Source organism: Enterococcus sp. MSG3299, assembly GCF_050555765.1.
GTDB lineage: Bacteria > Bacillota > Bacilli > Lactobacillales > Enterococcaceae > Enterococcus > Enterococcus faecalis.
Genome location: NZ_CP187869.1, coordinates 2,020,064 through 2,044,521 on the forward strand (window position 1 = coordinate 2,020,064; position 24,458 = coordinate 2,044,521).

The window sequence follows — 24,458 nt, forward strand, 5'->3', positions numbered from 1 at the left end:
TTCTACCAACACAATTTCTTATTTTTCATTTGAATAAAAATAACAGTTTGTTACATAAAGTGAACACATTCACATATCAACCGAAATAAAAAAGCTACCACTACTTTTTAAAGTTGTATCGTTAGACAAACTGACCAATTATTAATAAGTTGTTTGGGGAACAACCTATTTTTCTATTCTTTCATAAAATATCATGTTCTCGCTTGTTTGTGGATGTTTTCCAATTATTTCTAACGAATTTCTTATTTTTATTTGTTATTTCAAGGATTTTCTGGCAGAATTATTCGTTTGAGGCGAAAAGTTTTGGTATACTTAGTTTAATTAGAATTGGGAGGTTATCTAGTGAACCATACACGTTTGCTGTGGCTGGCACAGCGAAAAAGCGATCGATTTATTCGCAAAAATTTTTCATCTATTCAAATCATCGTCGCTTATTACATATTAATGACGGTTATTTCTTATTTATTGTTTTGCCTCCCTATTTTCAGAGAACCTGACTCGCATGTTCCTTTTATTGATTTATTTTTCTTAGCAATCAGTACAGTCAGTGTTACTGGACTCACCACAGTCGATATTAATTCGGTTTTTAATGATCGTGGGATCGTCTTATTGGAGGTTCTTTTCCAAGTTGGTGGCTTAGGGATTATGATGATTTCAACGGTCTTTTTTATTTTATCAAAACGGCGAATCACATTAAAGCAACGTCAGTTAATTATGACTGACATGAATCAGCCGCGACTGAGCGGAATTGTTCGACTGATCCGCACCACTTTTTTGATTTTAATTTGGTTCCAAGTAATCTTCGGCTCGCTCTTTTCGCTTTATTTTTATATAAGTGGTTATTATACAAACTGGCGAGATGCGATATTCTATGGATTTTATCAAGCTATTTCTGCAGTGACTAATTCAGGCTTTGATATTTCAGGTGATTCAATTATTCCTTTTGCTCATGATTATCTCTTTTTACTGGCAATTATGTTCTTGATTTTTATCGGCGGGATTGGATTTCCCGTTTTACTGGAAATTCATGAGTGGTTACATTTTAAGAAAAAGAACTTTCGCAAGAAGAAACGAGGCTTGCCTTTCCGCTTCTCATTGTTTAGTAAAATTGCTTTGCTAGCGTTTATTGTTCTGTTTATTGGTGGGACTATTTTGATTTACTTATTAGAAAAAGATCACCTATTTTTGACAATGAATGAAAGTGGCCGTTGGGTAAGTTCGATGTTTTATTCGATGACTACACGAAACGCTGGCCTCCAAATTAATGATTTAGGGGACTTCCAAATCACAACGTTGATTATTTTCTCTGTATTAATGTTTATTGGTTGTAGTCCTAGCTCTGTTGGTGGTGGTGTTCGAACAACGACTGTTGCGATTATTGGCTTGTATTTGTTAGCCTTTTTAAAAAGTGAAGATGATATTAGCGTCTTTAGCCGTAAAATAGATGACGATGATGTCAAAAAATCGATTGTCGTCTTCATGTTATCTTTGATTATGTGCTTTTTCGCTGTCGTCTTTTTGTCAGCAACTGAAAATCTGCCCTTGATTTCAATCATTGTGGAAGTCGCTTCTGCCTTTGGGACAACCGGTCTTTCTTTGGGCATTACAGACGATTTAACAACAGTAGGTAAATTAATGATTGCCTTATTAATGTTTATTGGACGTATTGGTATGCTTTATACCTTAATGATTTTTGTACCAAAAGAAACACGTGACTTAGGCTACGAATACCCTTCAGAAAAAATTATTATTGGATAAAAAAACAAAGCCTCTCAAGTAAGAGGCTTTGTTTTTTTTATTTTTTCATGTGTGTGACTAGTTTGTTATAACTTTCAGAGCGTTCAATTGCATCTTCTTTAGTTTTATCAAGTAAATGTTCGACTACTTCTTGATTCTGTTTAATTGTATGCAACGCAGAGTAACGTGTTTGTTTTTCAAGGAAATCACGCATTTTGTCAAAATCTGTTTTCTTGTAGTCAATGACCATCGGATCTTTGCCTTTCTTAACTAACTCTGGATTATAGCGATAAAGTGGCCAATAGCCAGATTCAACGGCTTCTTTGGCTTGATCTAACGTCCGAACCATTCCACCTTTGACCCCGTGATTAATACATGGAGTATAACCGATGATAATTGATGGGCCTGGGTACCGCTCTGCTTCGTCAATTGCTTTAATCGTTTGCATTGAGTTTGCGCCTAAAGCTACTTGTGCAACGTAGACATTCCCATAAGTGATTGCCATCATCCCTAAATCTTTTTTAGAGGTATGTTTCCCACCCGCTGAGAATTTGGCAATGGCTGAAGCTGGTGTAGCTTTAGATGTTTGTCCGCCTGTATTGGCATACACTTCGTTATCCATAACAAAAATATTAACATCTTCCCCACTAGCAAGAACATGATCAATGCCGCTAAACCCGATATCATAGGCCCAACCATCACCGCCGACAATCCATTGACTCGTTTTCACTAATAAATCTTTTTGTTCGTAAATTTTTGTTAAAAGTGGATCTTCATCGGCTTCTTCACTTAATGCTGCCGCTAGTTTGGTGGCTCGCTGTTGTGTTCCTTCCCCTTCAGCCATGTGTTCCACCCAATCATTTAACAAGGCTTGAAGTGAATCTGATCCGACGTTTTTAGCAAGACTTTCTTCAACCAGACTAGCTAAATGTTGACGTTTCGTTCGATTGGCAATATACATACCATAACCATATTCCGCATTATCTTCAAACAGCGAATTACTCCAAGCTGGTCCTTGGCCACATTCGTTCGTTGTATAAGGCGTCACCGGTGACGAACCACCCCAAATTGATGAACAGCCTGTTGCGTTAGCAATCATCATTCGATCACCAAATAGTTGCGTCAACAACTTAATATAAGGTGTTTCGCCACAGCCTTCACAAGCACCTGAAAATTCCATCAATGGCTGGTTAAATTGGGAACCTTTAACAGAAAGTTTTTTGACTGGGTTGGCTTTTTGTTTAAGAGTCATCGCAAAGGCCCAATTCATCGCTTGCTCTTTCTGAGTTTCATAAGGTTTCATTAAAATCGCCTTGTCTTTCACGGGACATGCCTGAACACAAAGACCACAACCTGTACAGTCTTCTAAAGAAACTTGGATACGATACATCAATCCATCTGTGCCACGCATTTCGCGCATGGCAAAACCTGCAGGTGCTTCTTTCAGTTCTTCTTCATCCGCTAAAAACGGTCGAATAGCCGCATGTGGACAAACAAAGGCACATTCATTACACATCGTACACTTATCCATTTGCCACTCAGGCACTTCTAACGCAATGCCACGTTTTTCATAAGCCGCAGTGCCCATAGGAATGGCACCGCCCTTCATTCCGTTTTCAATCAAATCTGAAACGGTCAGCTGATCCCCTTCTTGACGATTGATTGGTTCTAAAATGTTTGTCACAAAAGCTGGAACTTCCGACTCTTGATTTTCTGGTTCTAAAACAATGGTGGCCCAATCTTCTGGGACTACAATTTCTTGCAGCGATTCAAAGGTAGCATCAATCGCTTGGTAATTTTTTTCAACAATTTCCATTGATTTTTTTCCATAAGTCTTTTTCACTTCTTCTTTAAGTAACGGTAAATATTGCTCTTTCGTTAAAATATTTGTTACTTCAAAAAAGGCAGTAGACATCACTGTATTGATCCGACGACCTAAGCCTACTTTGCGAGCTAACTCAACCGCATTGATAATGTAAAATTTGATTTGGTGCTCCCCAATATATTTTTTCAACTTAGCCGGTAATAAACGGTGAACCTTTTCTTGATCCCAAATAGTATTCAGTAAAAAAGTTCCGCCGTCTTTTAAACCTTTTAACAGGTCGTATTTATGCAAATAGGACGCATTATGACAAGCGATGAAATCTGCTTGTTCAATTAAATACGTGGAAGTAATTGGCTCTTTACCAAAACGCAGATGCGAAACGGTTAAACCGCCTGATTTTTTAGAATCATAACTAAAGTAAGCTTGTGCATAAAGGTCGGTATGATCTCCGATAATTTTAATCGCTTGCTTGTTTGCTCCCACAGTTCCGTCAGAACCAAAGCCCCAAAATTTTGCTTGGAAGGTAGTATCTGGCGTTAAATCTAAAGTAGGTTCTTCTGGCAATGATTGATAGGTTACATCATCAACGATCCCTACCGTAAAACGTTGTTTTAATTCTTTAAATGGCAATAACAAATGATCATAGATCGCTTTAATTTGATTAGGCGCTACGTCTTTAGAACCTAACCCATAACGTCCACCAATCACAATTGGGCGATTTTCATGTTGATAAAGAGCGCTTTGAACATCTAACAATAACGGTTCTCCTTCGGCTCCTGATTCTTTTGTTCGATCTAAAACCGCAACCTTTTCTACTGTAGCTGGTAATTTTTCAAGAAGGTTTTCGGTAGGAAATGGACGATATAAATGAATATTGATAAAACCAACTTTGCGTCCTTGTTGATTGAGATAGTCGACTGTTTGTTTGATTACTGGCGAAGCCGACCCCATTGAAATAATGACTTCTGTTGCATCTTCAACCCCGTAATAATCGGTTAAATCATACGTTGTTCCACGAAGATTGTTAATTTTTTTCATGTATTTTTGAACAATTTTTGGCATTTCTTCGTAATTTTTATTGACTGTTTCTCTTTGTTGAAAATGAATGTCAGGATTTTGAGCGGTCCCTGAAACAGTGGGATGATTAGGATTCATGCCTCCCATTCTAAAACGAGTTACAGCTTCCTGATTCACCATTTCTTTCAGGTCATCATAATCAATCACTTCGATTTTTTGTAGTTCATGGCTCGTTCTAAAACCATCAAAAAAGTTTACAAAAGGTAAACTACCTTCTAAGCTAGCTAAATGAGCAACTGCCGACAAATCCATCACTTCTTGAACACTCGATTCTGCTAACATACAAAAACCTGTTTGGCGGGTAGCCATCACATCGCCATGATCACCAAAAATACTCAACGCACTTGTCGTTACTGCCCGAGCCGCCACGTGGAACACAGAAGGCAGCAATTCTCCTGCGATTTTATACATATTGGGAATCATCAACAGTAAACCTTGTGAAGCAGTATAAGTAGTGGTTAACGCACCTGTTTTTAACGAACCATGAACTACTCCAGCTGCCCCAGCTTCTGATTGCATTTCAATAACTTGAACTTTTTGACCATAAATATTTTTTAAACCACTTTCCGCCCATTCATCTACCAACTCAGCCATTGTTGAACTTGGTGTGATAGGATAAATAGCGGCAACTTCTGTAAACGCATATGAAATATAAGCCGCTGCGGTGTTTCCATCCATTGTTTTTTTCATTTTTTCACCTTTTATCTTTCCTAAACATTGCTTGTGACTGTTGTTTTTTGTGTTTTGACATACTGATCAATTGCATTAGCTGCGATTTTCCCAGCGCCCATCGCTAAAATAACGGTGGCAGCACCTGTGACTATATCGCCCCCAGCAAAAACGCCAGGTATTGAGGTTGCTCCTGTTTTAGGATCAGCTTGAATGTAACCCCATTGGTTTAGTTCTATTTCTGGATATGTTGATAACAAGACTCGATTTGCCCCTTGGCCAATTGCCTCGATTACTGCATCAGCAGGAATGGTAAACGTGCTGTCTGGAACCGGTTCTGGTCGTCGTCTTCCAGACACATCTGGTTCACCTAAAACCATTTTGACACATTCAACACCGGCTAGATTTCCTTGTTGGTCATCTAAATAAGCAATTGGATTCGTTAACCAATAATAGTTAATTCCTTCTTCAAGGGAATGGTGGTATTCTTCAATTCTTGCTGGTAATTCTTCTAACGAACGACGATACACAATATTCACATTTTCAGCGCCTAATCGTTTGGCTGAACGAGCAGCATCCATTGCAACATTCCCGCCGCCAATCACAACAACATTTTTAGCACGTTTAATCGGTGTATCATATTCTGGAAACTCATAGCTATGCATTAAATTGATTCGTGTTAAAAATTCACTAGAAGAATAAACCCCATTTAAACTAGTTCCTGGGATTCCCATAAAGTTTGGTGCCCCTGCACCAACCGATAGATAACAGGCATCAAACTCTGACATTATTTCTTCCATCGTAATCGTTTTACCTACTACCACATTGGTTTCTATTGTTACACCTAAGGCTTCAATACTCGCAATTTCTTGTTTAACAATTTTTTTCGGTAATCGAAATTCAGGTATGCCATAGGTTAATACGCCGCCAGCTTCATGAAGCGCTTCAAAAATAATTACTTCGTAGCCGAGCTTTGCCAAATCCCCCGCAACTGTTAACCCAGAAGGACCAGAACCGACCACTGCGATTTTCCCTTTTGTTGGTTCCGCTGTTTTTTTTGGAAACATGTGATTTTCTAATGCCCAATCGGCAACTAAACGTTCTAATTTGCCAATTGCCACTGGTTCAAAGTTTTTGGCTTTCCCTAATTTACAAACTTGTTCACATTGTTTCTCTTGCGGACAAACGCGTCCACAAATAGCAGGTAAATTCGTATATTTACTTAAAATATCGGCTGCTTGTTCCATGTTTCCTTCACGAATAGCTAAAATAAATCCAGGAATATCAATCATCACGGGGCATTTAGCAATACAAGGCGCATTTTTACATTGTAAACAGCGAATCGCTTCTTCTTGCCCTTCTGCTAATGTATAGCCTAAGCAAACCTCTTCAAAATTATTCTTTCTGATAGTAGGTGCTTGTTCCGCAATCGGTGTTTTTATACGACTTTTTCTAGCCATTTTTCTCCACCTGCTCTTTCAAACGATCTGTAAAGCAAACTGCTTCTTCTTCCTGATATTGCTTCATTCGATTAATGAATTCATCCCAATTTACTTCATTGCCTTTAAACTCAGGTCCATCAACACAGGCAAATTTCATGGTGCCATCAACAGTGATACGACAACCGCCACACATGCCTGTTCCATCAATCATAATAGGATTCAAGGAAACATAAATTGGTAATTGATGTTTTTCAGCTGTCAAGGTACAAAATTTCATCATGATGCTGGGCCCAATCGCCCAACTGCACGCTACAGATTCACGTGCAATAACTTCTTCCATCGCTTCTGTTACTAAGCCCTTTTTACCTAATGAACCATCATCCGTTGTAATGATTAGCTCATCTGAATAACGACGGCATTCTTCTTGTAACAGAACTAACTCAGCTGTTCGTGCTCCCAAAATCGTAATCACTCGGTTGCCTGCTTCTTTTAAAGCCTTGATAATTGGATAAATAGCCGCGATACCAACCCCGCCACCGACAACCATCACCGTTCCATATTGCTTCACTTCTGTGGGCATACCTAAAGGTCCAGTGATATCCAACAAAGAGTCTGAAGTTTTAAGTTGGGAAAGTGCAGCTGTTGTCTTACCGATTACTTGGAAAATAATTCGAATACTGCCTGCTTGTGGATTTGTCTCCGCAATCGTTAAAGGGATCCGTTCTCCCTTTTCGTCAATTCTTAAAATAACAAACTGTCCAGCCTGAGCATGTGTCGCTATTCTTGGCGCTTCCAGCCAAAAATCAAATGTATTACTAGATAATTGAGTCGATTGAAGAATATTAAACATTGAAATACCTACCTTCATCGTTCCTTTTCATTCTGACTCCTACTTTCTTAAACCCTTAGGCAACGCTATCAGATAAAGTTGTGGCGACACTTTTAACAAATGTTTTTAGCATTTCGATGTCTTCTTCTTCTGCATTGTTTTCAATTTCAACTGTTTCAGCTACTTTTTTAGCACCAGCTTTTTCAAAAGCTCCTACAAAATCATGCGCTGATTTACAGAAAAATTCACCATATTCACGATCACCGGAGCCAACAACACCAAATGGCTTACCTGCTAAATCCTTCTCAGTTAATTCATCAAAGAAATCTTCAAATTCAAAAGGCAGTTCCCCATCACCATAAGTATACGTTGCGATAATACAAGCATCTGCATCATCAAAGAAGTCTACATCAACTTCTGAACATTCTTCACGTTCTACTTCAACTCCAGCTTCTTGAAACTGTTCTTCCAAAATCTCGGAAATTTCTTCTGTGTTTCCAGTCATACTTGCATAAACAATTTTTACTAGTGCCATCTTCATTCATTTCCTTTCTTTTTCCTAAATATTTCAATGCATTCAAATGCAATTGTAACCCCTTACATTAATTCTTAAAAAAAATAACTTTTACAAATGATTTTATTCACAAACTAATCTAACTAAGTATGTACTCTTCCCCTTTCGAGATAGAGTATTTTTTACTACGTCTTTACTATACCACATTCCAAACCTTTTTAACAATATTTTTAAGGTAAAAAAAATATTATTTAGGTTCTTTTTTATAAAACGTTTTTCCTTCTTCCAATCATAAAAATTGCTTCTAAAACCGCTCCCCCTAATGCACGAGCTTTGTCGGAGATCGTCAAGCAATCGACTTTCTCAACTGGTCGAGGATCTACATCTGCACACTTCAACCCTTGATAACATGTTACCTTTTCTGAAATCAATCCTCTCAAAGTCCCTGTCAGAGGCGAATAAACTGGAACCTGATCGATAAAAAATAATGCTTCCCCTTTCAACACGAGATCCCCTATGTTTTTAAGGTGGGTGACTTGTCCTGAAGCAGGGGCATGGACAACTCGTTCCGCACTTTTTCCGCCAATTTCACCTGGAATACCTGTATTAGGTAAAGCTGTTCCTTCAAAGTATAAACGTCCCAACCTATGTCCACGCATTGTCTCAATCACAACATCGACATCTTGCGGTGCTGAAAATCCTGGTCCTAAAGCAATCGTAATCGGCGCCATTCCTCGATGCGTACCTAAATTTTTCTTAGCCAAAATCGCATCGATAACAATCAGTGGTTTCAATTGTTGAATAGCACTTGCTGTTTGATCGACAAAAACAGGCAGCTTATTTTGCTGCCAACATTTCGTACAATCCTTTAATGAAGTAATTCGAACAGCAACCAAATCTTCCACTCTTTGTTCTTTCTGGAAAATAGCATCACAAACTGAAACAGTCCGCCGAATGGCCAGAGGACATTCTGTTTCTAATACTAGTATTTTAAAGCCAACGTGCCATAATTTTTGGATAACGCCTGTCGCTAGATCGCCCCCTCCGCGAACAATCACTAATTTTTCTTGGATGTTTTGACTGATTTCTCCCATAAAATAAGTCCTTTCTCTAATTCCATATTGCAAGCAATAATTTTGTCTAATTTTTCAAAACAGCTTTTGGGTAACTGAAGACAGACATTCATCGCTTGAACGAACTCTCTTCGCGTATGGGTTTGATTTAAACACAAAATTCGTTTGCCTTGGCTCTCTTTAAACAATCCTTTTGGATGAGCAATGAGTTGAGCTAACAATGTTTCTGTGATTGGTTCTTGTTGTTGCGCATCGGTTAATTCCAAAAAAAGCGGCAACCGATGAATGGTCGTTTCATCTATCTTTTGACCAATTACAGAAATCGGAAGCACACCAATTGTGGTGGTTGTTTCCTTTAATATCACAGGTTCATAAGAGGACCAGCCTTTCAAAGGTCGTTGTTTGGACCCATCCGCTTCTAAAAAAACTTTCGTGAAGTGCTGAAACAATGTTTGAAACGAGGTCATTGCAGGCATCGTTAGTTTTGTTTGGTTGTTGATAGCGGTTCCTGCTAAAGTGATTCCGCAGATATTCGGCGTTATTTTTTCAAAATGGTTTGTATAAAAATAATCATACAATTGACGTTGGGGAAACCCAATTTTTGTGGTTGTACTAACCAGAACAGCTTCCTTTCGATATGTTTTTGCTAGCGCCCACATTAAGCTTGTTTTCCCACCACTACCAACAATCGACACAATCTCCTTTCCTTGTAAATCAAAACACTTTTTTAAGGACTCCACAGTTGGTACCTCCTTTCCCCAAGGTCATTTTTCACAGAAAAAATAGAGGCTACGCGTACTTTTGCTTCTTCTAAAAAACATACACTGTGAGTTATTTCCGCTTCATTAATGAGTAAACCGATCCCACAGCCATCCGTCAATGATGGTGGCAAAGTAAAGACGCGAACAGCCACCTTTCTTGCCAACAGTACTTGTTCCGCCTGAACAGCATAATGTGTATTCGGAAAGGTTAGCAAATACTCCATCTTTTCACCTTCTTTTTTTGTTAAAGCGTAATTACTTTAGCCGCTTGATTCATTGTTTCAACAATTTCGTACATATTAGTAATAGAGCCGATGGCTAAGGTGTCTGTTAAATGATAAAAATCTAAACAGGCCCCACACGTTTGAATCGTGGTTCCCTTCTCCGCTAATTGTTGCAAATCAGCTAAGGTATTCGCTGCTTGATTCGTTAAAAACGCCCCTCGATTAAAGAATAATAGCTGTGTAGGAACAGTTTCTGCTTCTGATAATGATTGAAGATAACTTTTCATTAATAGTCGTCCTAGCTGCTCGTCTCCAGTACCTAATTGATCGGAACCAATCGTAATTACTAAATCTGTTGCTGACTGACTTGTTTGTTGCGTCGCTTCTTCAGGTACCGTAATTTTGACAGAGAAAACCGTGGCTTCTATCTGCTTCGCAGTCAAAGTGGCCTGTTTTTTAGCAGCTAATTTTTTTAAATTTTCAATGGCTACTTCGTTATCGACTAAAACCTCGATAGTGCCTCCAGCTAAACCTAACTCCGCCAAAGCTTTTTTTGTTTCAATCACAGGTATTGGGCAAGGTTTTCCCAACGCATCTACTAATTTCATATTTGGCCCTTCTCTCTATAAAAGTACTACTGCTTGTTGTTCTTTTGGCAGAACCTCGCCAATAATTTTGGCAACAGGGTCCTCTTTTTGAATAGCTGCTAAACAGGCTACCGCTTCATCAGCAGCGACACTAATTAACAGTCCGCCAGATGTTTGTGGATCAAACAAAAGTTCTTGCATTTCCATAGAAATTTTTGAATAATCGATTGTCGTTCCGATTGTTTGGCGGTTTCTTTGCCCAGCTGCAGTAACTAAACATTCTGCGGCGTAGGCCAACGCTCCTGTAATGGTTGGTAATGTTTCTGTATCAATCAGTAATGTTACCTGATTATCAGCCATTTCTTTTGCATGAATTAATAGACCAAACCCAGTCACGTCAGTACAAGCATGTACTGCGTAGGATCGAGCATTCGCAGCGGCATATTTATTTAAACGTTCCATCGAATCTTGTGCGATTTTTTGTTCCGTCTGCTTCGCCAATTGCCCCCGAACAGCCGCTTGAATAATTCCTACACCTAATGCTTTAGTTAAAATCAAGACATCCCCCACCTGTGGCGTATTATTATGCCACAAATTTTCTGGATGAACTTCTCCGGTTACCGCTAGACCATACTTGGGTTCATGATCATAAATCGAATGGCCTCCCGCCAGTAAAGCACCTGCTTCCTTTAATTTTAAACTGCCACCCAAGAGCATTTGTTCCAACCATTCTTTTGACATCTTTTGTGGAAAACAAACAAGATTTAGCGCATAAAGGACTGTTCCGCCCATGGCATAGACATCGCTTAAAGCATTAGCGACCGCAATTTTTCCAAATGATAACGGATCATTGACCATTGGTGAAAAAAAATCTACCGTTGAAATCAAAGCTTTTTCAGGCGTTAGTTGGTAAACCGCGGCGTCGTCGGCATGTTCAAACCCAACGAGTAGCCGCTCATTTGCCGGTGTTTCGGGTAAGTGTTGCAACAATTGGTTCAGTACACGGGATTCAATTTTTGCCCCGCAGCCACCTGATGTACATTGTGATAAAAAATCCATGCTGTCCGCTCCTTCTCAAATTAGTAGTTCTTGTAAAGCGTGAATTGTCCAAGTAATTTCTTCAGGCGTTGTCTGCCAACCAAAGCTAAAACGTAAGGTGCCAGTTGCTAAAGTCCCAGCTGTTTCATGGGCTAATGGTGCACAATGCAAACCTGCGCGCGTCATAATGCCATATTGTTCTGCTAGTTGCTGTGCCACCACTGTTTCTTCCTGATTCCACAGTGTGATAGAAACAACAGGGACAGTTTGTGCCACGTCCTTGGTTCCTAAAATTGTGACAGGTAACCCTGATAAACCATTAAAAAAATTCTGCATTAAGGTTCGTTCGTGCTTTTGAATCGCTGCTAAACCAATTTTATTCAACTCTTTAATAGAACTATTTAAGCTTAGAATACCTAAACTGTTTAACGTACCAGCTTCAAATTTATCTGGTAAAAAAGAGGGTTGATCAAAGGAATTAGAATGGCTACCAGTGCCGCCCGTTATCAGTGGTTTGACCGCTTCAGCCCCTCGCTCGCTAAAAGCTAACCCACCAATACCTGCTAATCCATATAAGCTTTTATGTCCAGTAAAGGCTAACACATCAATGGCCATCTGGGTCATTTTTATTGGTAAAAATCCCGCCGTTTGAGCCGCATCCAAAACGGTTAATAATCCTTTCTGTTGAGCCCATTGAAAACATTCTTCAATGGGTAAAATGGTGCCTAAGACATTGGATGCGTGTGTCATCACCAAGGCTTTTGTATTCGTTCGCCAAGCTCGCTGAATATCTTCTACATCTAACAGGCCAGTTTTTTGACAAGCAACATATGTCACTGAAATGCCTCGTTCTTTCTCAAGCAAGTGAAGAGGTCTGGCTACTGCATGATGTTCTAACATAGTAGTAATCACATGGTCGCCAGGTTGTAAAATCCCCGCTAATGCAAGATTTAAGGAAGTTGTTGCGTTATTCGTAAACGTAATCTGAGCCGCACTGGGTGCCTGAAAAAAGTCTGCTAACAATTGACGTGTTTCTAAAAGAGGAAGCCCCTCTCTAAGCAAAGGGGCATTTCTTCCGTAATTCATGAACTGATTTTCTGCTAAATAGGCAGTCAAAGCCTCAATGGTTGCTGGAAATTTTTTATAGGAAGTCGCTGCATAATTTAAATAAACCAAGTCCTTCATACGTTTTTCCTCTCTAACTATTGGTTTCTTGAATTAGTTTTCTGTACTCTTCTGGCGTATCGATATCTTTTAAACGGCCAGGAGTCGCTATTCTCAGCATCTGAACTGCTTCTGGAAAGCGTTCATAAATCATGCGTCCGCCTGTTTCACCAGTCAATGTTAATAGTTCTTGTCGAAATTGATTACCGAATAATACTGGACTACTAGGACAGCCATCTTTTTGTAATGGCACTACAATTTTATTTCTCTGACATTTATCTAACACGGGTTGTAGCATTTTAGGTGTTAACAATGGTTGATCACTAGGTAAGTATAAATAGCCAGCTCCCCGAGCTTGTTCGGTTCCTAAACGAATACTGCTACTTTGTCCTTCTTGCCATTGATGATTGAGAATCACCTGAATGTTCTTAGGTAAAGGAAACGCTGGCTGATTCTCAGGCGAAACAACTAAAATCCGTTCTAATACGTCTAATTGATTCACTAAGGTTAACGTGTGCTCTAAAAATGTTTTTCCTTGATATTTTAAGAACAATTTATTTTGGCCCATCCGTTGTGAATTGCCCGATGCTAGAATAATGACACTAACGAGTGACATGAGTTGTCTCCTTTTATCTTTTTTTCTTTTGATAAGGGGTATTTTCTAAAGGCAGACTTGGTCGGAGCTGACCATCCAAGGCAAAATATGCGCCTGCTAAAGCTGGTGCGGTAGGGATCGTTGCTAACTCACCTACGCCTTTAATTCCATAGGCTAAACCTTCGTGAAGATTGTCAGCATGAACCAAAATTGTTTCGATTGGTGGTACTTGAGTAGCGTTCACTAATCCTAGCGTTGCATATTTTGCTTTAACATAGCCTTCTTCTAAGGCAAATTTTTCAGTTAAAGCATACCCCATGCCCATCGCAATCCCACCTTCAATTTGACCTTCAGCAGCTCGTGGATTCACCACTTGCCCCATATCATACGCAGCCACAAATTTAGCTACTTTTCCTTTGTCATCTAGAATAGCTACTTCAGCAGCATAACCATAGCCAGCATGACTAACTGGACTTTTTTTATCATTAATTAACGGATCCGTTTTCGCTGAATATTCCCCATAAAATTCTTCACCTTCCAAATCACTTAAAGCACGTCCCATATCAAGTTCATACCGTAATTGCATTGCCGCTCTTCTAGTTGCTTCTCCTGTGAAGAGTGACTGCCTCGAAGCCGTTGTCGTTCCTGAATTCGGTGTTCTTCTTGTATCAGGGGCTTCCGCAACAATCATTTCTGGTGGTAAATTTAATGTTTCACAGGCAATTTGCGTCGTAACGGTTGCCATCCCTTGACCGATACAAGCAGCACTTGTGCGGACATGTATTTTTCCTTCTTCAACAGAAATAATACAACGCCCTGTATCAGGTAGCCCCACACCCACGCCACTATTTTTAAAGAAACTAGAAATTCCAGCAACTTCCGCTTGTTCATAGACGTCTTTAACCGCTAACAAGGCTTCTTTTAACGCCGCATTTTTCGAGACCAATTGTCCATTCGGTAAAGTATCTCCTGGGGCGACGGCATTTTTAAAGCGTATTTCCCATGGTGATAGTCCGACTTTTTCTGCTAACAAGTTTAAATTACTTTCAATTGCAAAAGCCGTTTGGCAAACACCAAATCCACGAAATGCACCTGCTGGCGGATTATTAGTATATACAGCAAACCCTTCCACATCAATCGTTTGATACTTGTAGGGACCTGCCGCATGTGTACAAGCCCGTTGCAATACCGGTCCTCCTAAAGAAGCATAGGCCCCAGTATCCGCATAAATCACTGCTTTCATTGCAGTTAAATTGCCTTCTTCATCACAGCCGGTCGTAAAGTCCATTTCCATGCCATGGCGTTTGGGATGAACCATCAAACTTTCTTCACGGCTTAGCAGTACTTTTACTGGTTTCTTCAATAACCAAGCGGCTAAGGATGCATGATGCTGAACACTCATGTCTTCTTTTCCACCAAAACCACCACCAACAAGTTTTGATTGAACATGAATTTTTTCCTTGTCCAGTCCTAACATCCGAGCCACTTCCCGTTGTTCATCATAGATACTTTGACCCGCACTAAAGAGTAAAATGCCCTCACCTTCAGGCTGTGCAATCGCACACTCGGGTTCCATAAAGGCATGTTCGTTAATTGGTACGGAATAATGTTCTGTCACTACAAACGCAGAATTTGCTAATACTTCCTCTGCATTGCCACGTACCAAGTGTTCATGAGACAAGATATTGCCCTTTTCATGAATAGCTGGTGCACCTTCTGCTAAAGCAGCTTCACAAGAAGTAAGCGGTATCATTTCTTCGTAATCAACTTCCACTAAATTTTTTATCTCTGGTAAGGTTTCTTTTCTTTTTGAAACAACGAGTGCCACTGCATCCCCAACATACCGTGTTATTTCTCCTTCTGGAATCATTACATCCCAATCGGAAATAAATTCTAAATGACCAATTTTATTATTTCCTGGAACGTCTTTAGCTGTGAACACAGCCACACAGTCAGGATGCGCCAATGCTTGGGTACTATCGATTGATAGAACTTTTGCGCGAGGATAGGCACTCCGCAAAGCAGATGCATGAAGCATTCCTTCTATGTCAATGTCATCTACATAAATCCCTGTTCCTAAGGTTTTCTCCACTGCATCGACCCGTTGGAAGTCTTCCCCTAATTTACCATTTGAATGTTCTTCTGGAATGCTCGTTTCTTCACAAAACATTTTAGCAGCTAACTGAATGGCTTCTATTATTTTCACATATCCTGTACAACGACAAATGTTTCCTCGTATAGCTTTCTGAATGTCTTCTTTTGTGGGTTCGGGTTTCTTGTTCAATAATCCTTGTGCCGAAATAACCATCCCAGGGATGCAATACCCGCACTGAACTGCACCCGTTTTTGCAAACGCATAGGCATAGACATCTTTTTGCCGTTGGCTTAAACCTTCGATTGTCGTGACTTCTTTACCAGCTAATTTTTCTAGAGTAAACAAACATGCTTTGGAAGCCTTTCCATTTACTAACACCGTACATGCACCGCAAGAGCCTTGGTTACAGCCATCTTTTGTTCCAGTTAGGCCCAGATCCTCCCGCAAAAAGTCCATTAATTTTTTGTTTGTTTCACAGGTTTCACTTTGACCATTTACAATAATTGAATACATTTCTTGCACCTCGATTTCTGATATAGTTTAGTGTTCAATCACCTAGATTATACCACAAATCTCCGTTCTAAAAATTATTTTTTAGCAAAAAAAGTTTTTTATTTAATTTGAAGGTCCGCATTATTGATAGCGCTGTTGAATTAATTCTCCCGCGATGCTAATCGCTAACTCTTCTGGTGTTTCGGCTGCAATGTCTAAGCCAATTGGCATGAAAATTCTTTCAATTTCAGTCATTGTATAACCGACCTCTTTTAACCGTCGAACTTGTGAAGCAATTTTGTGTTTGCTCCCCATCACACCAATATATTTGGCTGGTGTTTCCAATAACTGTTTGGCAACGATGAAATCAAAATTGTGTCCTCTGGTAATTACTATACCATAATCATCCGCCGTTATTTCAATAAACGCAGCTAAATTTTCTAAAGGAATAACCCGTAGTTCCTCAGCTTGTGGAAAAGCTTGTGCCGTTAAAAATTCTGGACGATCGTCCACTACAACGCAATAAAACGATAAATAGTTTAAAATAGGTACCAATGCGCGTGCGACATGACCACTTCCAAAAATATACACTTTCCCTACTTGGAGGATCGCTTCTGTTAAAAAAAATATGTCCTCTTTTTGCTCACAATGGATACCTTTAGGTAGCAAACTTAATTCCCCCTCCCAAGAAGTGGAACCAATCAATTCGCCTGTTTCACTATAAAAGGATACTTTTCCTAAATTGTTTTGATCTAGTTCAGTCATTAACCAACCTTGTTGATTATTTTGAAAATGCGTTTCTATGGACTCACACAACTCTTTTAAAAATGGCGTTTCCCATGAAAGATAATGGAAAAAAATCGTGACATTTCCGCCACAGACCATGCCTAAATCAGCAATATTATTCGGTGCTAAAATAAATTGACGTTGTGCATTTTCTTTCTCAATAAGTAGCTTTTTTGCCACTTGTTCAGCCTGAAATTCAACCGCCCCACCACCAACAGTTCCGGCTATTCTACCTTCGGCGGAAACCAGCATTCTAGCCCCTTGACTTCGTGGTGTAGATCCTGAACTTGTACCAATCGTTAATAACATCGTGTCTTGCTTTTCCAATATTGCCTGTTTCAAACGCTGAAATACTTCTCTCATTTCAGTTCCTCCGATACTACATCCTGTTCTTTAAAGATTTCTTCAAAGCATGCCTCTACCTGTTGATACACTTTTTTCTCAAATAAAAGATATTGATCAATCAATTCTTTTCCTTGGTCCGTAACAATTGACCCGCCACCATTACAACCACCAACACTTTTGATAATTAATGGAAAAGATAGCTCTTCTTCAGCTACCCGCACAATCCGCCATGCCTTATTATAAGACATTTTCATCTCTTTTGCCGCTAAGTTTAGTGAACCAGTTTGCTGAATTTTTTGTAAAACTTCGACAACGCCAGGACCAAAAAAGTTCCGATCTGTTTTTAATTTTAAGTTTAGGGAATACGTAAACATCTTCTCCTCCTTTATTCGTTCATTTTTTTATAGATAACGTAAGGGAAAAAGGATACGAAAGCTTACTCACTTTCGTATCAAAAAAAGCAATCTTCACTCAAGTGCTACGCGCTTTTTTGGTTTTAAAATGACATTTAAAAGGACTGCTACCAAAGTGGTTAAGATAACTTCCGAATTACCGAAAATCGTTGTTACCCAAGTTGGAAAACCAGCTAAGCTTCCAGTAGACAATGTGACACCAATTCCAAATGCTAGAGCTGTTCCGACAACCCCAGTATTTCGAGGAGTCATTTCCTGCGAAGCAATCATCCGAATACCTGTCATAGAAATAGAAGCAAAAACTGAAATCGTTGCGCCACCAATTACCGCGTAAGGAATTGTAGTTAATAATGCAGCTACTTTCGGAACAAAACCAGCAATTAATAATATAACTGAAGCGAAAACCAGAACATACTTATTAATCACTTTTGTTACCGTAACCAGACCAACATTTTGTCCAAAAGTTGCCACTGGGATTGATCCAAATAAACTGCCAATAAAGTTAGTGAAACCACTCCCCATAATTCCGCCAGATAATTCTTCATCCGTTGCATCCCGATCCATTGCCCCAACCGTTGTTGCTGTAAATTGACCGATGGCTTGAACAGCATCAACAATAAACATCACCACAAGCGTAAAGATTGGTACCAATTGAAAATCCAGTCCAAAGTGAAACGGGGTAATTACCTGAACGATTTTAGCATTTTGAACTGGCTCAAAACTAACCATCCCTAAAGCTAAAGAAATCAAATAACCAATAACCATTCCGTTTAAAATTGCGGATAACTTCAAAAATCCTTTTGCAAAATAATTGAAGTAAAAGACAATCGCAAAGGTTAATAATGCAACTAACCAATTCCGGGCTGAACCAAAATCAGCACTACCAGCTCCTCCTGCCATATACTTAATCGCAACTGGAAACAGGGATAGTCCAATACTTAAAATAACCGTTCCTGTTACTAAAGGCGGAAACAACACACGTATTTTTTTAATGAACAAACCAACAATAATAACAAGAATACTGCCAACTAATTGGGAACCAAAAATTGCTGCAATCCCAAAATCAGCTCCGATGGCCATCAAAATCGGTACATACGCAAAACTTGCCCCCATCATAACTGGTAACCGTGAACCCACTTTTCCAAAAATAGGGAAAAGTTGAATTAACGTTGCAACTGCTGAAAAAATCAATGATGTTTGAATCAAAATAGTCGTATCACTAGGACTTAATTGGCAAACCTTGGCAATCATAATTCCCGGTGTGACAATCCCTACTACTGCTGCGACAACGTGTTGCAATCCCATCGGAATTGCTTCAGAAATTGATAGTTTCGCATCATATTCAAATAATGCTTGCTCTTTTTTTTCATTCATAGGATCGTTTCCTTCTTCTTTTTATTCTAAAAGGATTGTTCCCCTTAATCAGTAAAGAATGCAATCCTTTTTCCCTCAGAAACATCTTAAAAATTATCCTTTGACAGCAACTGCTTCAATTTCAAATAAACCATCTTTTGGCAACTTGGCTACTTCTACACAAGAACGTGCAGGCAAAACTTCTGAAAAGTAATTCCCATAGATTTCGTTAATTTTGCTAAAATCAGACATATGTTGTAAAAATACCGTTGTTTTCACAACATTATCATAGGTCATTTCGACCTCTTTTAAAATCGAACCTAAATTGATAAAAGCTTGTTTTGCTTGTTCTTCCACTGTAGCCTTCATTTCGCCCGATTGCGGATCTAATCCTAGTTGTCCAGAAATGTACAACGTATTTCCCGCTAAGACAGAATGTGAATAAGGTCCTACAGCAGCTGGTGCCTGTGCAGAATTAATCATTTTGTTTGTCATCGTTTTCCTCCATTCTATGATTCTTTATTTTCAATTAAAGTCCCTGTTTTTCCAGATAATCCTTCTTTGGCTTTTTCTAATAACGTAATCAATGTTTTTCGACCTGGCTTAGATTCAGCAAACTTAATCGCTGCTTCAACTTTTGGTAACATTGAACCTGGAGCAAACTGACCTTCTTGCGCATATTGTTTCATTTTTTCTGTTGAAACATTCCCTAAGGCTTCTTGATTTTCTTTACCAAAATTAATACAAACTTTTTCAACTGCTGTTAAAATCACGAGCAGATCAGCATCCGCTTGTTCAGCCAGTCGTTCACTACAAAAATCTTTGTCGATGACTGCATTTACACCTTTTAGTCGGTTTCCTTCTTGAATGACTGGGATGCCACCACCGCCGCCAGCAATGACTGTTTGGCCAGCATCAACCAATGTTTGAATCGTGAGAAGTTCGACAATATTTTTTGGTTTAGGAGAAGCGACGACTTGGCGATAACCACGGCCAGCATCTTCCATCACTTGTATATTTTTTTCTTTGACTAATTGTTCTGCTTCTTCTTTTGTCATGAAGCGGCCAATTGGTTTCGTTGGTTTTTTGAACGCCGGATCATTTTCATCCACGACCACTTGAGTGACTATGGTGGTGACGGCTTTACTTATATTTCGCTGACGCAACTCTTCTTGTAGCGCATTCTCTAAATCATAGCCAATGTAACTTTGACTCATGGCTACGCACATGGATAACGGAACAACTGGATATTGTGGATTATTAAAGGAAAATTCTTCCATAGCTAATTGAATCATCCCCACTTGAGGACCATTGCCATGAGATAAAATAACTTCATATCCTGCTTCAATCAAATCTGCAATCGCTTTGGAGGTCTGTTTTACGGCAGTCATCTGCTCCGTCAAATTATTTCCTAAAGCATTGCCACCTAAAGCTACTACGACGCGTTTGCCCATTGCTTCACCTCATTTTCTGTTTTATAAAAAGGACGATGCTTTTTCTTTTTCACAACGAGTTTTCGTATTAACTGTCTGTTGTCGTTGCATGAAGTCAACGCACATGACTAAGCGTTCTTGACTCGAGACAATCACACATTCATGAATAGACTTGGGAAGGTCTTATTTGTTCATGTTGAAGAGGCAACTTCTAATGATTCATTGTGTAAAGAAAAAGCATCTGTCTTCATGCCAAATTCATTATTTTACTTCTCTTGGTGTCGCTTTATCCGCTAAGTCTGTTAAGGTTTTTTGCGGATTTTTTACTTTACTTAAGAAAATCATAGCCGCAATAACATACGGTTTGTAGCTAGCTTCTTTGTAAAGTTCGACCCGATAACGATCGAAAACAGAAGCTTCCACTTCGCCTTCTTCACAACTAACGCCAGTAATATCAGCTGGTAGACAATGCATATACAAAGCTTTGCCGTCTTTTGTTGTTTTCATCAATTCTTCTGTACATTCCCAATCTTTGTGCTTTTTATTTTGAGAAAGTAATTCTTGTTCTAATTGATCAATTCCTGCTTGGTCACCATTGCCATATAATTCAGTTCGCTTTTCCATTGCCGCAAAAGGTGCCCAGCTTTTCGGATAAACAACATCCGCATCTTTGAATGCTTCTGCCATACTATTCGTTTTAGTAAAGTTTCCACCAAATTCTGCCGCATTTTTCTTCGCAACTTCTTCTACTTCTGGCATAATTTCATAACCTTCTGGATGTGCTAAGACGACATCCATTCCTAAACGGGTCATTAGACCAACAATTCCTTGAGGAACAGATAATGGTTTTCCATAAGATGGTGAATACGCCCAAGTCATGGCAACTTTTTTCCCTTTCAGGTTTTCAATGCCACCAAATTCATGAATTAAATGCAACGCATCTGCCATTGCTTGTGTCGGATGGTCAATATCGCATTGTAAATTCACTAACGTTGGACGTTGTTCTAATACCCCATCTTTATATCCTTCTTGGACAGATTCTGATACTTCGTGCATGTAAGCATTGCCTTTACCAATGTACATGTCATCACGAATACCAATGATATCAGCCATAAAAGAAATCATGTTTGCTGTCTCACGAACAGTTTCTCCGTGAGAAATTTGACTTTTTCCTTCGTCTAAATCTTGAACTTCTAAGCCCAAAAGATTACACGCTGAAGCGAAACTAAAACGTGTTCTTGTAGAGTTGTCGCGGAATAAAGAAATCCCCAAGCCACTATCAAAGATTTTAGTTGAAATATTATTTTCTCTTAAATAGCGTAATGTATCGGCAACTGTGAAAACAGCTTCTAATTCATCTCTTGTTTTTTCCCAAGTTAGGAAAAAGTCATTTTCGTACATTTTTTCAAATTCTAATTTATCTAATTTCTCAATATATTCTTTAAACGTTTCCATTCCATCTGCTCCTTTTTTCTTGTCTAATAATCCTTTACTTAACCACAATAAACCGTTGGTAATGCCGCATAAACGGCTGCACAACGAACCAAATCATCTTTCCAAGTTTTTTCATTTGGTGCATGTGCTTGTGCTTCCGCCCCTGGCCCGAAACCAATACAAGGAATGCCATTACGTCCCATAATTGAAACGCCATTTGTTGAGAAGGTCCACTTATCTAACAATGGGCGTTCTTCACGCATTTCCACTGTTTCTACAGAGCCTTTCCGTGTTTCTCCATAGAGATTTTTATGCGTTTCCATCAAGGCTTTTGTTACATCATGATTTTCTGGAATTACCCACGTTGGGAAATAACATTCAATTTCATAAGTTAAATCAGTATAAGAAGGACGATCATAGTTGTACATTGAAACCGTCACATCATCTCCATATTTTTTAACAGCTGGTAAATTGCGAATTTCTTCTAAACAACTTTCCCAAGTTTCTCCAGCAGTCATTCGACGGTCTAGTGAAACGGTACAGCCATCCGCAACAGCACACCGACTTGGTGAAGAATGGAAAATTTGCGAAACAGTCACCGTACCACGTCCTAAGAAACGGGCTTCTTGCCACTCTGGATTGTACTTAGGATCTAACATACGAACTAAACCACGAATCGCTGTGCTTTCTGTATCTCCATTGTTGTTTAAGGCACGAACATCTTGTAAGATATCCGCCATTTTGTAAATGGCATTATCTCCACGTTCTGGTGCTGAGCCATGACACGAAACGCCTTTGACGTCAACTTTAATTTCCATTCGGCCTCGTTGACCACGATAAATCCCACCATCTGTTGGCTCTGTTGAAACAACAAATTCTGGACGGATACCGTCTTCTTTGATAATGTACTGCCAGCATAAGCCGTCACAGTCTTCTTCTTGGACAGTAACTGTTACTAAAGCAGTATATTTTTCTGATAATAGACCTAAATCTTTCATGATTTTAGCGCCATAAATAGCCGAAACAATCCCGCCTTCTTGGTCAGACGTACCGCGACCACCGATCTCAGTTTCTGTTTCATAGCCATCGTAAGGATCAAATTTCCAGTTACTCATTTCACCAATTCCGACAGTATCCATGTGCCCATCAAAAGCAATTAATTTTTCACCAGACCCCATATAACCAAGTAAATTTCCTTGAGGATCAATGTCAATTTTATCGAAACCTAATTTTTCCATTTCGGCTTTTGCTCGCGCAATTTTGTTGCCTTCTTCTGCACTTTCTCCTGGAATTTTGACAAGGTCTCTTAAAAATTTGACCATATCTTCTCTGTAACCTTCTGCTGCTGCATTTACTGCATTAAAATCCATTCCTTTTACCTCCATAAAATTTTTTTATAATTGTCTGGATCAGTGTCCCCTTCGGTAGAAAACATTAAAACGTTTGACGTCTCATCCAGTTGCAATGCCTCACGTAATTCTTGATAGTCGGGATCTTGCATCACTGTAGCTACTAAGCCCATTGCTACTGCCCCAGATTCGCCTGATACAACTTGCGGATCCCCTTTTAATGGCGCGCCCAACATACGCATTCCTTTTTCAGAAACCCAATCTGGTGCTGAAACAAAGAAGGATGTATGATTTTTTAGAATATCAAAAGAAATCGTATTAGGTTCTCCACATGCTAGGCCAGCCATAATTGTCTGTAAATCACCATCGACAAAGCGAATTTCTCCGTCTTTTTTAATTGCTGATTGATATAAACAGTCAGCCGCCTGTGCCTCAACTACGACCATAATCGGTGGGTTTTCTGGAAAAGCATTAGCAAAATAACCAATCACCGCCCCAGCTAAACTGCCGACACCAGCTTGAACAAAAACATGACTAGGTCGTTCAGAGCCAAATTTTCTTAATTGTTGAGAGGCTTCTAACGCCATCGTTCCGTATCCTTGCATAATCCAAGTCGGAATTTTTTCATATCCGTCCCAAGCGGTGTCTTGAACCATGACACCGTTTTCAGTTTCTTCGGCCATTTTATTAGCCATTCGTACACATTCATCGTAATTAACTTCTTCGATTGTGACGGTTGCGCCTTCTTTTTCAATATTTTCTTTTCTCGTCTGTGTTGAACCCTTCGGCATGAGTACAACTGATTTTTGACCTAATTTATTCGCAGCCCAAGCGACTCCTCGTCCATGGTTGCCATCAGTTGCTGTAAAAAACGTAGCTTGTCCAAAAGCTGATCGTAATTGATCAGAAGTTAATTCATCATATGTTAGTTCCGAAACATCTTTCTTTAATTTTTCGGCAATATAGTTAGCCATGGCAAACGAACCACCTAAGACTTTAAAAGCATTTAAACCAAAGCGATAAGATTCATCTTTAACAAAGAAATCATTTAACCCCAGATACGCGGCCATATGATTCAATTCTGCTAATGGTGTTTCTGAATACTGTGGAAAACTTTTGTGAAAAGCCAAAGCTTTCTCAATTTTTTCTTTAGACATCAGAGGTAAGTACTTATCCTCCGTCTTCGGCATTTCATTTGCTGTCCATTTAATTTTTTCCAAAAA

The 24,458-nt window shown here is 39.3% G+C and carries 21 protein-coding genes; 1 reads left to right on the forward strand and 20 read right to left on the reverse strand.

What is annotated here, in order from left to right; genetic code table 11:
• Positions 1–342: 342 nt before the first annotated feature.
• On the forward strand, positions 343–1,758 hold the full coding sequence (locus IGL23_RS09805) for a Ktr system potassium uptake protein D (protein ID WP_002385738.1): 1,416 nt from the start codon (positions 343–345) through the stop codon (positions 1,756–1,758).
• A gap of 37 nt (positions 1,759–1,795) precedes the next feature.
• On the opposite strand, the gene nifJ is transcribed toward IGL23_RS09805, so the two are convergent.
• The 20 genes from nifJ to dpaL form a co-directional block, all read right to left on the reverse strand.
• The gene (gene nifJ, locus IGL23_RS09810) at positions 1,796–5,329 is read right to left on the reverse strand and encodes a pyruvate:ferredoxin (flavodoxin) oxidoreductase (RefSeq protein ID WP_430619646.1); all 3,534 of its coding nucleotides are present in this window, start codon (positions 5,327–5,329) and stop codon (positions 1,796–1,798) included.
• Between the two features lie 20 nt (positions 5,330–5,349).
• Positions 5,350–6,768, reverse strand: a complete 1,419-nt coding sequence (gene gltA / locus IGL23_RS09815) for an NADPH-dependent glutamate synthase (RefSeq protein WP_033594463.1) — start codon at positions 6,766–6,768, stop codon at positions 5,350–5,352.
• Entirely contained in the window at positions 6,761–7,618 is an 858-nt protein-coding gene (locus IGL23_RS09820; RefSeq protein ID WP_033594462.1) for a sulfide/dihydroorotate dehydrogenase-like FAD/NAD-binding protein, read from the reverse strand. Before IGL23_RS09820 ends, gltA begins: the two co-directional genes overlap by 8 nt.
• Positions 7,619–7,655: 37 nt before the next feature.
• Entirely contained in the window at positions 7,656–8,120 is a 465-nt protein-coding gene (locus tag IGL23_RS09825) for a flavodoxin (protein WP_002382673.1), read from the reverse strand.
• Positions 8,121–8,356: 236 nt separating this feature from the next.
• The gene (gene yqeB, locus IGL23_RS09830; protein WP_033594461.1) at positions 8,357–9,187 is read right to left on the reverse strand and encodes a selenium-dependent molybdenum cofactor biosynthesis protein YqeB; all 831 of its coding nucleotides are present in this window, start codon (positions 9,185–9,187) and stop codon (positions 8,357–8,359) included.
• A complete protein-coding gene (gene yqeC / locus IGL23_RS09835; protein ID WP_002362599.1) occupies positions 9,151–9,906 on the reverse strand; it encodes a selenium cofactor biosynthesis protein YqeC in 756 nt (251 codons plus the stop codon). The genes yqeB and yqeC overlap by 37 nt, the downstream gene beginning before the upstream one ends.
• Entirely contained in the window at positions 9,894–10,151 is a 258-nt protein-coding gene (locus IGL23_RS09840) for a DUF3343 domain-containing protein (RefSeq protein WP_002387137.1), read from the reverse strand. The genes yqeC and IGL23_RS09840 overlap by 13 nt, the downstream gene beginning before the upstream one ends.
• 20 nt (positions 10,152–10,171) lie before the next feature.
• A complete protein-coding gene (yedF, locus tag IGL23_RS09845) occupies positions 10,172–10,759 on the reverse strand; it encodes a sulfurtransferase-like selenium metabolism protein YedF (RefSeq protein WP_002382672.1) in 588 nt (195 codons plus the stop codon).
• 15 nt (positions 10,760–10,774) lie between these two features.
• Positions 10,775–11,797 (reverse strand): selenide, water dikinase SelD, encoded by a 1,023-nt coding sequence (gene selD, locus IGL23_RS09850; RefSeq protein WP_033594460.1) that lies wholly within the window; start codon positions 11,795–11,797, stop codon positions 10,775–10,777.
• Between the two features lie 15 nt (positions 11,798–11,812).
• A complete protein-coding gene (gene sclA / locus IGL23_RS09855; protein WP_016616109.1) occupies positions 11,813–12,961 on the reverse strand; it encodes a selenocysteine lyase SclA in 1,149 nt (382 codons plus the stop codon).
• A gap of 13 nt (positions 12,962–12,974) precedes the next feature.
• Entirely contained in the window at positions 12,975–13,556 is a 582-nt protein-coding gene (gene mocA / locus IGL23_RS09860; RefSeq protein ID WP_033594458.1) for a molybdenum cofactor cytidylyltransferase, read from the reverse strand.
• A 13-nt stretch (positions 13,557–13,569) separates the two neighbouring features.
• A complete protein-coding gene (gene xdh, locus IGL23_RS09865; protein ID WP_002405135.1) occupies positions 13,570–16,143 on the reverse strand; it encodes a selenium-dependent xanthine dehydrogenase in 2,574 nt (857 codons plus the stop codon).
• A gap of 120 nt (positions 16,144–16,263) precedes the next feature.
• A complete protein-coding gene (locus tag IGL23_RS09870) occupies positions 16,264–17,271 on the reverse strand; it encodes an XdhC family protein (RefSeq protein WP_033594457.1) in 1,008 nt (335 codons plus the stop codon).
• The gene (locus IGL23_RS09875) at positions 17,268–17,627 is read right to left on the reverse strand and encodes a winged helix-turn-helix domain-containing protein (protein ID WP_002356595.1); all 360 of its coding nucleotides are present in this window, start codon (positions 17,625–17,627) and stop codon (positions 17,268–17,270) included. The genes IGL23_RS09870 and IGL23_RS09875 overlap by 4 nt, the downstream gene beginning before the upstream one ends.
• Before the next feature lie 93 nt (positions 17,628–17,720).
• Positions 17,721–19,040 (reverse strand): nucleobase:cation symporter-2 family protein, encoded by a 1,320-nt coding sequence (locus tag IGL23_RS09880; RefSeq protein WP_002356594.1) that lies wholly within the window; start codon positions 19,038–19,040, stop codon positions 17,721–17,723.
• 93 nt (positions 19,041–19,133) lie between these two features.
• Positions 19,134–19,514 (reverse strand): RidA family protein, encoded by a 381-nt coding sequence (locus IGL23_RS09885; RefSeq protein ID WP_002356593.1) that lies wholly within the window; start codon positions 19,512–19,514, stop codon positions 19,134–19,136.
• A 14-nt stretch (positions 19,515–19,528) separates the two neighbouring features.
• Positions 19,529–20,473: a carbamate kinase gene (gene arcC / locus IGL23_RS09890; RefSeq protein WP_033594456.1), complete on the reverse strand. Its 945-nt coding sequence runs from the start codon at positions 20,471–20,473 to the stop codon at positions 19,529–19,531.
• 240 nt (positions 20,474–20,713) lie between these two features.
• Positions 20,714–21,907, reverse strand: coding sequence for a knotted carbamoyltransferase YgeW (gene ygeW, locus IGL23_RS09895; RefSeq protein WP_002359643.1), 1,194 nt, complete (start codon positions 21,905–21,907; stop codon positions 20,714–20,716).
• Between the two features lie 38 nt (positions 21,908–21,945).
• The gene (locus tag IGL23_RS09900; RefSeq protein WP_002362247.1) at positions 21,946–23,271 is read right to left on the reverse strand and encodes a YgeY family selenium metabolism-linked hydrolase; all 1,326 of its coding nucleotides are present in this window, start codon (positions 23,269–23,271) and stop codon (positions 21,946–21,948) included.
• Positions 23,262–24,455 (reverse strand): diaminopropionate ammonia-lyase, encoded by a 1,194-nt coding sequence (gene dpaL / locus IGL23_RS09905; RefSeq protein ID WP_002356589.1) that lies wholly within the window; start codon positions 24,453–24,455, stop codon positions 23,262–23,264. The genes IGL23_RS09900 and dpaL overlap by 10 nt, the downstream gene beginning before the upstream one ends.
• Positions 24,456–24,458 lie beyond the last annotated feature (3 nt).

Excerpts from the sequence above, each read along its gene's own strand:
- IGL23_RS09900 (WP_002362247.1), bottom strand. The coding sequence starts at position 23,271 with ATGGAGGTAAAAGGAATGGATTTTAATGCAGTAAATGCAGCAGCAGAA.
- IGL23_RS09820 (WP_033594462.1), bottom strand. The coding sequence starts at position 7,618 with ATGAAGGTAGGTATTTCAATGTTTAATATTCTTCAATCGACTCAATTA.
- IGL23_RS09875 (WP_002356595.1), bottom strand. The coding sequence starts at position 17,627 with ATGTTTACGTATTCCCTAAACTTAAAATTAAAAACAGATCGGAACTTT.
- selD (WP_033594460.1), bottom strand. The coding sequence starts at position 11,797 with ATGGATTTTTTATCACAATGTACATCAGGTGGCTGCGGGGCAAAAATT.
- xdh (WP_002405135.1), bottom strand. The coding sequence starts at position 16,143 with ATGTATTCAATTATTGTAAATGGTCAAAGTGAAACCTGTGAAACAAAC.
- mocA (WP_033594458.1), bottom strand. The coding sequence starts at position 13,556 with ATGTCACTCGTTAGTGTCATTATTCTAGCATCGGGCAATTCACAACGG.
- IGL23_RS09880 (WP_002356594.1), bottom strand. The coding sequence starts at position 19,040 with ATGAATGAAAAAAAAGAGCAAGCATTATTTGAATATGATGCGAAACTA.
- gltA (WP_033594463.1), bottom strand. The coding sequence starts at position 6,768 with ATGGCTAGAAAAAGTCGTATAAAAACACCGATTGCGGAACAAGCACCT.
- IGL23_RS09825 (WP_002382673.1), bottom strand. The coding sequence starts at position 8,120 with ATGAAGATGGCACTAGTAAAAATTGTTTATGCAAGTATGACTGGAAAC.
- nifJ (WP_430619646.1), bottom strand. The coding sequence starts at position 5,329 with ATGAAAAAAACAATGGATGGAAACACCGCAGCGGCTTATATTTCATAT.
- sclA (WP_016616109.1), bottom strand. The coding sequence starts at position 12,961 with ATGAAGGACTTGGTTTATTTAAATTATGCAGCGACTTCCTATAAAAAA.
- yqeB (WP_033594461.1), bottom strand. The coding sequence starts at position 9,187 with ATGGGAGAAATCAGTCAAAACATCCAAGAAAAATTAGTGATTGTTCGC.
- yedF (WP_002382672.1), bottom strand. The coding sequence starts at position 10,759 with ATGAAATTAGTAGATGCGTTGGGAAAACCTTGCCCAATACCTGTGATT.
- ygeW (WP_002359643.1), bottom strand. The coding sequence starts at position 21,907 with ATGGAAACGTTTAAAGAATATATTGAGAAATTAGATAAATTAGAATTT.
- IGL23_RS09840 (WP_002387137.1), bottom strand. The coding sequence starts at position 10,151 with ATGGAGTATTTGCTAACCTTTCCGAATACACATTATGCTGTTCAGGCG.
- IGL23_RS09870 (WP_033594457.1), bottom strand. The coding sequence starts at position 17,271 with ATGAGAGAAGTATTTCAGCGTTTGAAACAGGCAATATTGGAAAAGCAA.
- arcC (WP_033594456.1), bottom strand. The coding sequence starts at position 20,473 with ATGGGCAAACGCGTCGTAGTAGCTTTAGGTGGCAATGCTTTAGGAAAT.
- IGL23_RS09885 (WP_002356593.1), bottom strand. The coding sequence starts at position 19,514 with ATGACAAACAAAATGATTAATTCTGCACAGGCACCAGCTGCTGTAGGA.